The 13,144-nt window shown below is 54.2% G+C and carries 18 protein-coding genes; 8 read left to right on the plus strand and 10 right to left on the minus strand.

Going from position 1 to position 13,144, the window contains the following annotated elements:
* Positions 1–15: 15 nt before the first annotated feature.
* Together AC1DVE_RS03720 and AC1DVE_RS03725 are read right to left on the minus strand one after the other, a co-directional pair.
* Positions 16–195 (minus strand): hypothetical protein, encoded by a 180-nt coding sequence (locus AC1DVE_RS03720; RefSeq protein ID WP_110659265.1) that lies wholly within the window; start codon positions 193–195, stop codon positions 16–18.
* Entirely contained in the window at positions 192–980 is a 789-nt protein-coding gene (locus AC1DVE_RS03725; protein WP_477783757.1) for a hypothetical protein, read from the minus strand. The genes AC1DVE_RS03720 and AC1DVE_RS03725 overlap by 4 nt, the downstream gene beginning before the upstream one ends.
* Here AC1DVE_RS03725 and AC1DVE_RS03730 point away from each other — a divergent pair.
* A complete protein-coding gene (locus AC1DVE_RS03730) occupies positions 946–1,419 on the plus strand; it encodes a hypothetical protein (protein WP_477783758.1) in 474 nt (157 codons plus the stop codon). The two genes, AC1DVE_RS03725 and AC1DVE_RS03730, sit on opposite strands and share 35 nt — an antisense overlap.
* 12 nt (positions 1,420–1,431) lie before the next feature.
* Here the strand turns inward: AC1DVE_RS03730 and AC1DVE_RS03735 are convergent, their stop codons facing one another.
* Positions 1,432–2,355: a DNA cytosine methyltransferase gene (locus AC1DVE_RS03735; protein ID WP_477783759.1), complete on the minus strand. Its 924-nt coding sequence runs from the start codon at positions 2,353–2,355 to the stop codon at positions 1,432–1,434.
* A 254-nt stretch (positions 2,356–2,609) separates the two neighbouring features.
* Here AC1DVE_RS03735 and AC1DVE_RS03740 point away from each other — a divergent pair, with 254 nt between their 5' ends.
* The 3 genes from AC1DVE_RS03740 to AC1DVE_RS03750 all read left to right on the plus strand — a co-directional run bounded on the left by AC1DVE_RS03740 (position 2,610) and on the right by AC1DVE_RS03750 (position 3,367).
* Positions 2,610–2,750: an SEC-C metal-binding domain-containing protein gene (locus tag AC1DVE_RS03740; protein WP_477783785.1), complete on the plus strand. Its 141-nt coding sequence runs from the start codon at positions 2,610–2,612 to the stop codon at positions 2,748–2,750.
* Positions 2,750–3,091 (plus strand): hypothetical protein, encoded by a 342-nt coding sequence (locus tag AC1DVE_RS03745; protein ID WP_477783760.1) that lies wholly within the window; start codon positions 2,750–2,752, stop codon positions 3,089–3,091. The genes AC1DVE_RS03740 and AC1DVE_RS03745 overlap by 1 nt, the downstream gene beginning before the upstream one ends.
* 72 nt (positions 3,092–3,163) lie before the next feature.
* The gene (locus AC1DVE_RS03750; RefSeq protein WP_477783761.1) at positions 3,164–3,367 is read left to right on the plus strand and encodes a hypothetical protein; all 204 of its coding nucleotides are present in this window, start codon (positions 3,164–3,166) and stop codon (positions 3,365–3,367) included.
* 6 nt (positions 3,368–3,373) lie between these two features.
* Here AC1DVE_RS03750 and AC1DVE_RS03755 read toward each other — a convergent pair whose 3' ends face one another.
* The 6 genes from AC1DVE_RS03755 to AC1DVE_RS03780 form a co-directional block, all read right to left on the minus strand.
* Positions 3,374–3,685: a hypothetical protein gene (locus AC1DVE_RS03755; protein ID WP_477783762.1), complete on the minus strand. Its 312-nt coding sequence runs from the start codon at positions 3,683–3,685 to the stop codon at positions 3,374–3,376.
* A gap of 81 nt (positions 3,686–3,766) precedes the next feature.
* On the minus strand, positions 3,767–4,123 hold the full coding sequence (locus tag AC1DVE_RS03760; RefSeq protein WP_477783763.1) for a hypothetical protein: 357 nt from the start codon (positions 4,121–4,123) through the stop codon (positions 3,767–3,769).
* Position 4,124: 1 nt separating this feature from the next.
* On the minus strand, positions 4,125–4,559 hold the full coding sequence (locus AC1DVE_RS03765) for a hypothetical protein (RefSeq protein WP_477783764.1): 435 nt from the start codon (positions 4,557–4,559) through the stop codon (positions 4,125–4,127).
* Between the two features lie 2 nt (positions 4,560–4,561).
* A complete protein-coding gene (locus AC1DVE_RS03770) occupies positions 4,562–5,188 on the minus strand; it encodes a lambda exonuclease family protein (protein WP_477783765.1) in 627 nt (208 codons plus the stop codon).
* Positions 5,188–6,177 carry a RecT family recombinase gene (locus AC1DVE_RS03775; protein ID WP_477783766.1) on the minus strand — a complete coding sequence of 330 codons (990 nt, stop codon included), beginning with the start codon at positions 6,175–6,177 and terminating at the stop codon, positions 5,188–5,190. The genes AC1DVE_RS03770 and AC1DVE_RS03775 overlap by 1 nt, the downstream gene beginning before the upstream one ends.
* Before the next feature lie 53 nt (positions 6,178–6,230).
* A complete protein-coding gene (locus AC1DVE_RS03780; protein WP_477783767.1) occupies positions 6,231–6,821 on the minus strand; it encodes a hypothetical protein in 591 nt (196 codons plus the stop codon).
* A 34-nt stretch (positions 6,822–6,855) separates the two neighbouring features.
* Between AC1DVE_RS03780 and AC1DVE_RS03785 the strand changes: the two genes are divergently transcribed.
* Positions 6,856–8,262: an SGNH/GDSL hydrolase family protein gene (locus AC1DVE_RS03785; protein ID WP_477783768.1), complete on the plus strand. Its 1,407-nt coding sequence runs from the start codon at positions 6,856–6,858 to the stop codon at positions 8,260–8,262.
* Between the two features lie 303 nt (positions 8,263–8,565).
* Here AC1DVE_RS03785 and AC1DVE_RS03790 read toward each other — a convergent pair whose 3' ends face one another.
* Positions 8,566–9,813, minus strand: coding sequence for an O-antigen ligase family protein (locus AC1DVE_RS03790; RefSeq protein ID WP_477783769.1), 1,248 nt, complete (start codon positions 9,811–9,813; stop codon positions 8,566–8,568).
* 24 nt (positions 9,814–9,837) lie between these two features.
* On the opposite strand from AC1DVE_RS03790, the gene AC1DVE_RS03795 reads away from it, so the two are divergent.
* From AC1DVE_RS03795 to AC1DVE_RS03805, 3 genes are all read left to right on the plus strand, one after another.
* Complete coding sequence (locus tag AC1DVE_RS03795) at positions 9,838–10,665, plus strand: LamG domain-containing protein (RefSeq protein ID WP_477783770.1); 828 nt, start codon at positions 9,838–9,840, stop codon at positions 10,663–10,665.
* A gap of 300 nt (positions 10,666–10,965) precedes the next feature.
* Positions 10,966–12,162 (plus strand): SGNH/GDSL hydrolase family protein, encoded by a 1,197-nt coding sequence (locus AC1DVE_RS03800; protein ID WP_477783771.1) that lies wholly within the window; start codon positions 10,966–10,968, stop codon positions 12,160–12,162.
* Positions 12,163–12,234: 72 nt separating this feature from the next.
* A complete protein-coding gene (locus AC1DVE_RS03805) occupies positions 12,235–12,849 on the plus strand; it encodes a glycoside hydrolase family 19 protein (RefSeq protein WP_477783772.1) in 615 nt (204 codons plus the stop codon).
* Positions 12,850–13,144: the final 295 nt, after the last annotated feature.

A 13,144-nucleotide genomic window follows, 5' to 3' on the forward strand; every position in this document is an offset into this window, starting at 1 on the left:
TGAAGGGGGAGGGAGTTACGGGTAGTTCTTACTGATGCGCTTGGCGATGGCTTCGAGTTGTTCGGCCATGCCCCACATGTCGTTGTTGTCGCGGCGCGATACGACCGCGGCGCGTTGGACGTTGCGGTCGATCAGGATCTTCGCTGCCAACAGGATCAGCCAGGCTTCGAACTTGCGGCGGATGAGGCGCTTCATGCTGCCTCCGCGACGGGTTGACGGAAGACGGGAAGGGCGCCGGCCTGCTCACGCACCGCGCGCATGCCTTCCTCGTCGTAACCCCAGATGTTGCTGTCGTTGAACCGTTCAGGACCCAGATAGCCGGGGTGCAGCTGATTGCCGGTGCAGATGTAATCCCGGAATGCTTTAACCACATCCTTCAGCGTGCCGCCATGGGTGAAACCGCGCCACCGCCCGCCCCATACCGTTTCATGCGTGAATATGCGCTTGCCGCTGTAGTCGTCGATAAACCAGACCTTGCCGCGGGCGTCGACTTCCATGCTGGCGTAGCGATTCGCCGTCTGACTATAGAAGAACCGGCGGCCGTGGTCGGCGATGATGCGGATCGCCTGGTTGACGTGCTCGCAACGTTTACGCGTCATCCACATGCTGTTTTCCGAATAGCGGCAGCCGCGATACTCCGGTTTTGGCTCGTAATCGGTGGGGCGGATCACGCAGGCCAGCAGTTGGGCCCAGGTGTCAGCGTTGTTTGGCAGGCAAATCCCAAACTCCTTGGTGTCGTACTCAACCTCACAGGAAAGCCGTTCCACCAGGTCAGCAGGTACCGCGACGTTTGCGCAGCCGCTGTTGTAGTAGCCAAGGTGCTCGAGCACTCGATCTTCTTCGTAGTGTCCGGCGCTGCTCAGCATCCAGCAGTAGCCGCTGTCATCTGACCGCCAGAGGGTGATTGCTTTGTGGCAGCGGTGTGTATGCTTCAGGCTAAGCACGATGAACGTGCCTGCCGGTTTGTTTTCTGTGGGCATGGAGCGTCCTATTCCGGGGCGGTGGAGGGGGGGCGAGGGATCAGCTACAGTTCATCGATCATCGAACAAGGAGCTTATGATGGGAGCGCTAGGCGATTTTTTTCGAGGCGACGAGTTTGATCAATGCATGAAGATCATTCGAAAAGACTTGGGACTGGATTTACTGCGAATCGCCAAGCGATTGCCCAAAAATGAGTTCGAAAACGGCAGGCGGACGCTGCTGAATAACATCCGCGCGAATGGCTGGAACAATTACGAGGCTGCGGTGATGGGCTCGCGGCTTTTTTTTGAAGAAATCGTGATCGAAAGAAATCATATTCTCCATATCGATCGAGTTATTGTTCAGTGGGCCGTCACAAAAAAAATAAGCAAACAAGTTTTTTTTGAGTACATGGTCGTTTACCAAGAACTCAAGAAAAAATTCAATATAGAGGATTAACTTAGCTTTCAATCAAGCTGCCGATTCCAAAGCTTCGATGATTCTTTGCCCGGCCAGCGGTGGCACCGCGTTGCCAGCCATATGCATGGTCAGCCGGTGATTATCCGGGCGCTTCGTGTCGGCCGGGAACGACATCGCGGCAAGAGCCTCGTTCGCCGAAAGCATCCGCATTTCGTCACCACGCACCAGGGCCCACCGGTCAAGCGTGGTGATAGTGCCGATCGGTCGATTCAGGCAGCGACCAGTCAGGCCAGATCCCGATCCGTAGTAGGGCATGATGAATCGATCACCGAAGCGTTCGCGGCCATTTTTTACGCGGAGCAGGGTCGACTCAGCGCGACCAGGCTTCACGACTTTGCTCCACTTGCCCGCGTCGAAATCGATGAAGGATGAGGCTGGCACATGCCGGCGCTGGTGAAGTTGAAGATTGAGCGGTGCTTTGCTCCGGGTGCAAACCAGAAACAGGCGCACGCGGTGCTGTGGTACGCCGAGATCGGCGCAATCAACGACATGGGGTGCGATCATGTAGCCGAGCGCTGCCATTGCCTGCGACCAGGCTGGATACAAAGCCCAGTCCGTGAACTCTTCGACGTTCTCGACCAGAACCACTTCCGGCCGATGGAATTCAGCAGCCGACACAACCGCCCAAGCGGTGGACCGCGATGCATCATGCTGGGCGTTCCCTGATTTCTTGCCGCGCGCTTTCGAGTGACCCTGGCAGCAAGGCGAGGCCAGCATGATGTCGTGGGTCGGAACCTTCGACCAATCCGCCTGGTGCAGATCTTGGCAAATGTGAATGGCGTCCGGATGGTTGGCGCTGTGCCACTCAACCGCGACCGGCCAGTGATTGGCGGCCCATAAAACGTCGATCCCGGCATTGCGTGCGCCGGTAGACCATCCGCCGAGACCAGCGAACAAATCGATTGCTGTAGGCATTGTTGATCCTCGCCGGGTGGCGTGATTCGTTGAAGTGGGGAAAGCCATTACTGATTAAGTCGTATCGATACGCTTCTCACAGCGGTCGCTGCTGGCGTAATGTGTTGATGGCGTTAGGGGGATTTGATTTCACTTGAGCCCCACCCCAATCATCTGCTGGAGTGTTGATCATGAGGAAAGCGGTTGAAATGGTTAACTGCGATTCAAACTCTCTACATCTTGAAATTGACGGTGAGTGGGACGTCGGAATTGACATGACCAGATGCTCGGGAAACGTCTTTCCGAATCTTCTCGTCAATGTTCGTTCCCCGACTCGAGCAGTGAAGCCAACCCGAAACCAACCTTGCCCTTGTGGGGCGGGGAAAAAATTCAAGCACTGTCACGGAGCAATCTAATGGCAACAGCAATCAATGTAGATGGCGACGATAATAAGTTTCCAGGGGCGGTAATTATCTCGGACGGAGACGGGGTTATTGTCAAAGGCAATAGAAACGACTTCTCGTCAGCGAAAATTGCAGCAGGCGTTAAAAATGTAGATCGGACTATTGCGTTGCTGGGGTTGCCTGCTGACACCCCCCCGGAATACCTCACCGAAGTACTTGAGGCTTTTGCCAAGAATGGCGAGGTTAATGAGAACGAGAAATTTGCACTTAAAGATTGGCTTGTGAAGTCTGGAAATGAAATCGTTTCTTGGTTGCAGCTTTTGAAAAACATCGCTGCCCTCGTCCTTTCCTGAGCTCCTCAATAGCTAGTTAGGCTGGGTTGGGGCATTGCGGGGGATACAAATGTCGGTCGAAAGGAGATCTAAATGCTGCACTCAAGCTTCAGAGACGCTTACAAAGGACGCATCATCCAGATTCGCTTTGATGAACAACCAAAGGGCTTTACTGCCCAGTTGCAAATTGATGGTAATTCTACCGAACTGCCAGACAGGGGCCGTGTGTGGCGTGATCGCGAAGATGCAAAAGTTGATGTCACCAACATTGCTCGCGAGATCATCAGCAGCATGTGATGTTGATCAGTCGTCGTGGCAGATGCGCAGGGCTTCGCGGTTGTAGGCGAGCTCAAGTTTGCGCGACACGTTTTCGGGTATTACGTATTCGTGTCGCGGCGGGGTCAGCAGCGGCGCGGACTTTTGAGGCCCTAATCCATGAAGATGATGAATCATCAGCGTGATGGCCTCGCCCTGTTCCTCGATGCCGCTCCAGGCCATCAGCTCAGCCAGTGCCTGCCGGGTGCCGGCCATGCAGTGCAGCCGGATTTCTTCCTCGCCGCGAGTCTTTCGCCTCGCCGCGGTCTTTGCTGATCGATCTTTCTGCGCCGCTGCCATGGGATACCTCTTCTATGCCGCTGGCCGGCAATGCCAGCCAGGCTTGTCGTTTGCGTTGTTGCACGCGTGCCATTCTGCGCATCAGGCTGATACCGGGAAGTCGAGCGAGTAATCGGCGATCAGTCGGCGGCATAGCGTTTCGCTGATGCCGAGGTGCTTGCTGGCCTTGTACCGCGTCATGCCGGCCGCCTTGCACTCCTTTAACTGTGCGGCCAGAGCGGCTTTTTCCTCATCGCTGATGAGTCGACCGCGTTTGCTCTTTGGCGCCTCGATGTTGCGGTAACCGTAAGCCGGCTTTGGCACCTGCACCGCACCGGGGCTGTCCTTGCCAATGCCAGTTGGGATCAGCTGAGCCTGACCCCCAGATGCGAAGAAGGCAGCTTTCGCCGCCTCCAGTCCGCTTTGCCGCTTCGCGGCCTCTTCGAATGCTGGGTCCATATCAGGATGCTCTTGAATTGAGGGTGAGGCCGTGGAAGCGGGCGATGCGGCGCAGGGTCATGCGACTGATGCCAACCTGCTCGGCGATGGCGATCTGGCTCATGTTGGCCTGGGCCAGCCGGCGGATCCGCGGTACCAACTTCGCCTCAGCCTTGCGCTGCTCGTCGAGCGTGGCCGCAGTGGTCGTGGCGAACTTGATGCCGTACAGGCTGGCGATGTAGTTGATGGTGCGGGTCGACTTGCCCAGGGCCTTTGCCGCGGCGCAGACCCCGACATCGGTGAAGCCACGGATGGCATCGACCAGAGCGGCGTCAACCGGTGGCACGGAAACATGCAATGGGTCTGGATAGGCCCTGAATGAATCCGCGACGACCAGCACCTGGCCGCCGGAGGCTTCGAACTGGGCGATGGCTTGCTGGAGTTCGGTGGCGTTCACGATCACGCTCCTAACCGATGGGCTTGCGCGCGAGCTTTGTCCGCGACCTCATCAACCATGCGATTCAGTTCCAGGTTGAACTGGACCAGCTCTTTGTGCAGGTTGGCGATGTAGTCTTCGTCGCGGTAAACCGTCTCGATGTAGAGCTGGCACTCTTCATCTTGACGAGTAACGAACATGCAGCCCTGGACCTGCGGCATGTGTTCCTCGGGCATGCCTTCGAGCCAAGTCCTGACGTGTATCGCCTCATTGAAGGGGCACTTTGACTCGGTGCCCCCGTCATCGCTGATCAGGCCGTCTGGCGAGCAGCCGAGCCAGTCGTACTTCGGGTGGACGATGAACTCTGACGGTATGACGATGTTGCCGGTCAACATTTCGTAGGCGTCCTGAGCCTTCTGTTCTTCGGTGTGGCCCCACTTCATGGAAGCGCTGCTGACGTTGTGCTTGGACTTCTTTGCCAACCGCTCGAAGCACAGTTCGCGCATGTATGAGGTGCGCGCCCCCATAGGCTCACGCTTCCCATTTTTGTCAGGCTTCCCCCAGGCAATCACATCTTTAAACCGGCTGGCTGTCACTCGGCCAGATCGGTCTGCATGCCACTTTTCAGTGCCCTGAAGTTCCGTTCTCACTACGCCGCTTCCTCGACCCGAGACAGGTCGTCGTTGGTGCCAGTCATATCGGTAAAGTCGCCATCAACGGTTGCCGCCATGTTCTTGAGCGCTTCGTGGCATTCCAGACCGATCGCCGCGCGCTGCTTGGGCTTGAGACCTGCCCAGGCTGTCGCATAGGCTTCGATGTCCTGCTGCCTCGCGACGACCAAAAGGTCTGCGAATACTCCATCAATCTCCGGCGACGGGGATTTCGGGCCGAACGACACACCGGCAGCGGCAGCGGTATTTGAAGCCTGCTTCGCAGGGGTGATATCGATTTCGCCGCCGTACGAGTCTTCGAACTCATCAGGTGTATAAACGCCGAGGATGACGTCAGGGCAGAAGAGTCGCGCCCATTTTTTTGTTACCAAGTAGGCAATCTGCTGCTTGGGATCTTCCGCCCAAAGCGTCGAGTTCCGCGTGCGGACCTGGGTGAGCAGAAGCTCCAGAATGCGTGGCTCATCTTCGCCCTTGAAGGTTGCCCAGACCCTGATCCCGAGACCTTTCTCGTCATCAAAGCTCCAGGCCGGAACGCGGTACTTCTTGAACTCGCCAGTGTCCTCGTCCTTCTTGGTCTTGCTGGTGACTTCGCGCATCTTCCCGATGACGTTTTCCCAGCTGCCGAACCACTCGAAGTTCAAACGACCCTTGACTGGAGCCTTGGCGGTGATCACTGCGTTGACGAGTTGCGCCTCATAGCTCAATGCTCCGCCGTTGACGATGAACGTCTTCTGCGCAACAGCAAATGGATTCATCTGCCACTGCATTGCTTGTAGCACTACCGCCATGCAGTCAGCTTGATTGCCCTTCAGGTGCTTGGGGACTGTTGTCACGCCCTTCGACATCATCAGTGCGAGGTCGCTCATCGACTTCATGGTGCCTGGATCGAGGATGAGCGCTGCCGCGTTGTGCGATGGATCGTGGTACGTGGCAAGTCCGGTTGGTGTTGGGGTGTCTGAATCGGTCATAGCGCTCTCCGTGGCCGACAAGGAGTAGGTCGGCCGTTAGATGGAAAGGGTGGTTAGAAGCGGATGGCGCGAAGCCAGGCGCGAGCAGTGTCGAGGTCGACGTCGAAGCCCAGGGCTACAACCTCGACAATGTCGTCAACCGATGGCGCGGTCGTAGTCACGTCGTCGGATTCAGCCGCAATCGCATGTGCGCTGACGTGTGCGACTTCGACCTTCTCTGCGACCATGGGCTCAGCCGCAGTAGCGATTGGGGCCGGCGCGGTAGCTTGGGCGCGCAGGCGGGCCAGCTCTTCCTGGTCACGCTGATACTGTGCATCGCGTTCGCGCTGCTGGCGCTGTTGCTCTTCCTGCTGCTCACGCTGCTGGCGTTGCTGTGCCTCCATGTCGCGGCGCTGCTGGTCCAGCTCGTCCTGCTGCTGCTTCAAGCGCTTGCGGTCTTCTTCGGCGCGTTGCTTGCGCAACTCCTCTGCTTCCGCGTCGGCGATGCGCTGCTTCTCGCGCAGCTCGTCGAGTTCTTTCTGCTGAGCCAGCAGTTTGGCGGCGGCCTCTTCTCGCTCAACGGCAGACTTGTGTAGCGTTTCAAGCTGCTCAATAGCGTTGTCGCGAGCGATGGTGCCAACCGGGGCGGGCCAGCATGACTTCAACGTCGACGCCCGCCGACTCGGCCTCAGGCTTGGCATGAAGGTGACTGTCTCGCTTGTTGTCTACTCGGCACAGTCGATCAACTTTTCAGTCTTTGGTCGCGATGCCGCAGGCGCCACCGTTGGTGACCCGTCCAACGTCAGCTACACATGGTCATCTGCCATGGTTCAGGAGATCCGCAAGACCCTGACTGTCGACCAGACCATGCTGGACGCGGTCAAGTTTATACAGGTGCGAATCCTCAACGGGCAAACGGTCGGGGCAACACCTATCGAGATCTGCGCTCGCGGAATATTTGTCGGCGACACCGCCCCGATGCTATTCGACGACTGCTATGCCGATGACCAGGCGGCGATTGAGCGGAAGCGCCTGTCGGTATTCGGTGAGAGCACCTTGCGGGAAACACAAAAGCGCCTGACCGGCATCCTGTTCGGCTCGACCATCACCAAGCAACTCAAGACCGCGCACATTGGCGACAGCTACACGCACCTCCCGGTACGCTGGACTCAGCCGTTTGCCACATACATGCAGGGGCGATTTGGCGACGGCGGCCCAGGCTGGGTAGGCTTCGGCAACCCGGACGCCGGATCTGGCAACATCAACGGGCAGAATTGGCTGGGATTGACCATTACGGTTACCGGTACATGGACGTCGGCCTATGCAACCGCGCCCGGCCCTGATATCTGCTCGGTGGCTAGCTCGAACGTTGCCAACCAGTACCGGGTTAACGGTCTTCCTGCGGGACTATCAGCAGTACAACTCTACGCGCTGACCGCTGCGGCCACCGTCGAGTACTCTACTGACGGTGGCACCATCTGGTCCCCAGTAGACTTGTCTGTAGGTTCTGGTGTTACGGTCGCCACCCTGACCGTTCCAGCTACAGGCTTCAACCTATGGGTTAGACCCGCAACAGGCACCTGCACGCTGTACGGAATTGACGCGCAGAAGGCGACCGGGCATCGCGTCCACAAGCTGGGTGCGACCGGGTCCAGCGCTGCGCAATGGGCCACGCAGACGGCGACGGCGACCTGGAAAGCAAGCATGACGGCGCTTGATCCTAACTTGGTGTCGATCATGCTCGCTACCAACGACCAGACCGGATCAACAGCGCCGTGGGTGGTGGGCGGGTATATCGAAACCATTATCGCCAATGTGCGCTTGGCGCTGCCGTTAGCTGACATTGCGGTATTGATGCCGGCGGAAAACCAGCGCAGCAACAACGTGAAAATGGCGGCCTATGCGTCTGTCGTTCGCGAACTTTGCGCAAGGTTGAACGTTGCATTCTGCGATCTCCAGCAGGACTACGGCATTGATCCAGCGGACTATGCATCAAGCAGTGCGCGGAACTGGTACAGCGCGGACTTGATCCATCCCAACCCAGCAACAGACGGCGGACTTCCCATCGCTGCTCGCATGGTGAAACTATTGAAAAATGGTCTCTGACAGTTGGCTGCATGGAGTGCTATTAACCCGTTATGTTGGTGGGCCAGCGCATGTGTTGAGAGAAGCAGAGGGGCGTAGAGCAGTGCTGAAGTACCATCCTTACATCTGAATTTGGCAGTAAGGCTGCTCGCGAAATTAAAATTCATGAGCGTGCCGTAGCTTGATACATTCGGGATTGCATGGATACTGGCAATGTCAGTCCGAGGGACAACCGGTGCGCCGCTGAAAGTAGCTATTACCGCCAGCTCGACTTACTTTTGGGGAGGTATGTTAGTTAAGTAAGTCGAGTGGCGGTTTGGTTAGCTATTTCTGTGCTTTTTTGAAAGTGATATAGCCTTTTGGTCCTGCGACTATCAGAATCAAAATGATGAGGGATGCGGGGTTTCCAATTGCGAGTAAGTACCTTGCAATAATAGATTCGATGAGAATGAATGCGACCAATCCGACTATCGCGGCGTCCATTGTGTTGGGGGAGTTCTTGAGTCTTTTGGCAGACTTTAGTGCAACAAATATTAATCGGCTAATAATGATTAGAAGGGATATGAACCCCGCTTCTGCAATTGCTACGATGTAGCCGTTGTCTACGGCGGAAATGTAAGTGCTTAGCCATGTGTTTCGAAATCCACCACCCCATAAAAATGGAATATTAGAGGTGAAGAATTGAGAGAATACCGTTTGCCACAATTCTTGCCGCCCCGAAAATCCGCTGTCGAGCCCTCGCTGTGCACTGTTGAGGTCCATGATCAACGAAAGGCGATCAATGTATTCACTCTGAAATAGTGCGATATATGTGCAGGCAGCTATAATGGTAGCAAAAATAAAAAATAGGTACTTGATGTTTCCTCGGTACGTAATGAATATGCCAATCGAGAGGGCGCATACTAGTGCTACGAGTCCGCCGCGCGATGAAGTAGATAAAATTATTAAAAAAGCAATTACCGCAGTGGCGTAAAAGATGATTTTCACGCTAGTTTTTTCAGATGGGGCTAGTAGTACGGCAAGTATGGCGAATGTCGCCATGATATGCGCTATGAGATTTGGATGTGTTAAATAGGGGCCGCTAGACCGGTCGTCAATTGTAATGGAGTTGCCAGTTGCTGAAAGCGCACCTTCGATTTTGAAACCTGAAAGCATTAGATATAGGAACACGGATATAACGCCGCCGTAAGCAAAGCTGCGTAATATCTGAGGTATTGTGTAGTATTGAAGTATTACAACTATAGATATCCATGCCAAAAAAAACACAAGTGCGTACAAGCAACTTTGGGCGTCTTGTGATACGGCAGAGCCTATTAATGCCGACAATGTTATAGCTGCACCGGCTAGGATGGACTTTGTCGCAGACTTTTGAAGATACTTAACCTTGCCGGTTAAGAAGAGCAGCAATGCCAGTGATATGGAGCCTACTGCTGGGATGTATTGAGCCAGCTGTGTGACGGTATTTAGATTGCCATAACATGAAGATAGCGCTACGATGCAAATCAAGTAGATACTTACGTCAGCTGTGCTCTGTTTCTGTGCTGATGTAGTGATTTGATTTGAGCTTCTCATTGACAACTCCGGGCCGATATTAGTATGTTTAACTCTGCTTTATTCTTTGTGGTATTAATATCAGCCATCCTTGGGAGCTCACCTGCGTTTAGTAGTGAAGAAATAGATCTGTGCTCAGATAGAAATCCACCCGTGCATGCCCTTGAGAGCGGCCAATTTAAGGTGCTTTTTACATACTGCCCAAAATTGGAGGGTGTCTCGATCGGGCGCGACTCTACACATAATCTTTTCGCTGGTCAATGGTACGACAGGAAGAAACCAACTCTTGTGTTCTACTCGCAAACTGCTGAGGGGCTTAGTATTGCATTGGGTGGTTCTGTATCTACTGTGAATATGAGTTCCAAGAAAGGTATGCTGCCACTGCTGCCTGGTAGTAGTGGTTTTTATATTGAATTTCTAGCGCGTATTGATAACGACTCTATGGATCACTGGCCTGCTCTTTGGCTTAATCCAATCGAGCACAATGCGAAAGAGGATGATCGGTCTTTTTCCTACGGTAGGCTTTATCAGCACTGGATGGAGTTGGATGTTGATGAGGGCGGGTTTCAAAGTGGTATGTTTGGTACGGTAATTGAGTGGAAAGGAAATCATCCTCATTATCAGAAGGTTCAAAACAAACACCCGGCTGCTAAACAGTTGGACAGAACTAGCTTCCATACTTTTTCTGCTTATTATGATCCGGTTAAGGGGTCTGTTAAGTGGTGGGTGGATGGTGAGCTTCATAATGAAGCCCCTGCGCCAGCTATTGGATCTAAATACAATTATTACGTAACCATGGGGGCGCAAACCCACGGCAAGAATGAACCGTATAGGCTTATTGTGAAGCGGATTCGCGCGTTTGTTTCAAGGTAAAAGCAAGTGGTAAGTTTGGGTGTGAGTGTTGTTTGTCTTTGCTTTGTAAGAATTGGCTGTCAAGGTTAGGCTTTATTTTACTGATGACTTAAGCTCTCGTATTTCCTGTCTTTGTTGTTCAAGGTTGATTTGGTGGCTAAGTTTTGTTGAGTAAAAACTTCTGGCTTAGGTGGGGGGATAAGCGCCTAGATTTGTAACCTTAGGTGCATGGCAGCATCGGGTTGTAATGCGGTTTGCTGCAGGGTGGAATATTGTTGGGCTGGTAATATAAATTGATTGCTATTTTGTATAAGGAAATATATGACACTCAATACTGCAGAAATTTCCCAGGTTGCTTACGAGCGTCGTCTTGTGCTCGACAAACTAAATCGAGCGTTCTCTGCGGCTGAAGTTTTGAATCCGGAAACTGCTGAGCTGGCTTATAGCCCTCCGGCAATTACTAATCCAGTAAATGCTATCCCTTTGACAAATGCAATTACAGTGGTGAATACCCCGTCCGCTGTCCGCCTGTTGGGTGGTGCGCCGCAGATCTATAGCGGTTTAGCAATCAAGCCGGTGACAACAACCCGCAAAGATCTCACTCAGTATGCATACTCTGGCGCATTCGATATCGTTACTGATGCTCCGTCGGTATGTTTTGGATTTACTTCAAATACCGTTCAGGCTCGCTTTCTGGTCGATGGTCGCTATGTGAGTAAAGCAGTTACGAATGCCACTGGCGGTAGTACAACCTATATCAACCTCGACTTTTTCAGTGTACGAAAGGTACGCCGAATAACTGTATTGACGAATGCTGCTCTGCGTTTCATTTACACTGATGCAATCAGTCGTGTTACAGCTCCTGCTACCAACGACATCGTGCGTTGCATCTTCACAGGTGATTCATACACGGCCTCGACTGGCGCAAGTATGCCTGACACGTCGTGGTCTCAGGTCGCATCGCGGTATTTGGGGATCGAGGATGCTAGAGCGTGTGGTATTGGTGGCACGGGTTACCTCAATCCAGGATCAGGCACCGCATGGACCTGTCGGTCCCACATCAGTGACGTAATCGATAATGCTCCTGACCTAGTTATTTTTGCCCATGGTGCCAACGACTTCACCTCGACTCCAGCCGCAATTTCTGCAGAGGTTTTGCTTTGCCTCGCCGAAGTGCGCGCAGCGTTACCCACGACGCCAATAGTAGTTATGGGCTGCTGGCCGCTGGGCTCTGGGCCTTCTCCGGCCGCAATCGCAACAGAAGGTGCGATTCTTGCTGCAGTCAGCAGTTTTAATGACAACTTCTGCAAGTTTGCTCCTGTTGTGAGTGAGCCTTCAGGCTCATGGATTTTTGGTATGGGCAGCACGGCTATTCCAACAGGTACAGGCAATGGGGACGATTACCTAGGTGGTACTTCTGGCACTGATAAGGCGCACCCCAATGATGCCGGGCACGCGTACATTGGATATAAAGCCTCGGAAGCAATCAAGAAAGCAGTGTCAGCTATGACAGCATAAATTCAACTGCTGTAATCGCTATTAACGCCGGCTAGCAGCCGGCGTTTTTGTTTCTGATATTTGGAGAAGGCTATGCCCATCAATGCGCAGCAGTTGCTGCAGATCCTCCCGAACGCCGGCCCAGTTGCCGGCGTTTTTGTGTCCGCACTGAATGATGCGATGGCACGCTTCAAGATCGATACCCGACTGCGTGTCGCCGCGTTCCTGGCGCAAGTCGGGCATGAATCCGGCCAGTTGCGCACGCTCGTCGAAAACCTGAACTACAGCGCCGAGGGCTTAATCCGGACTTGGCCGAAGCGATTCAACCTGCTGACGGCCACCAGTGCCGCCCGCAAACCCGAGCAGATCGCGAACATCGTCTACGCCTCGCGCCTGGGCAATGGGCCAGCGGTGACGGGTGACGGCTGGAAGTACCGCGGGCGCGGACTTATCCAGGTCACTGGCTGGGTCAACTATCAGGCATGCGGATCAGCACTGAGCCTGGACCTGCTGACCAAGCCGGAGCTGCTGGAACAGCCGATCTATGCCGCGCTGTCTGCCGCCTGGTTCTGGTCGAGCAATGGACTGAGCGAACTAGCGGACGCCGGAAGGTTCGAGGCGATCACTCGTAAGGTGAATGGCGGATTGAATGGCCAGGCCGATCGGCTGGCTATTTATGAGCGTGCGTTGAAAGTGTTGCCTATGTAAAGGAAGGAATTGTGTTCGGTCGGCAGGACGCCGGAGAGGGTGCCAATAAGGCGTGCGTGACTTTTGCGTGACTTTCTCACGCACTTGTAAGCTCTTGTAGGCATTCGATTGCAGCGAGCGCCAGTAAAAACGGCCATTACAAAGGGGCTTGCATGGGTCCTGCGTGCATGGGGTGCTAGGGGTCGAGTGTTCGAATCACTCCGTCCCGACCATATAATTCAAAGGGTTGCGAGATTTTATCTCGCGACCCTTTTTTATTTTTGGTCGTTTTTCCCCCTACAAAACGACTGGCTCT

The sequence above is a fragment of the Pseudomonas sp. P4_B4 genome (assembly GCF_056402255.1).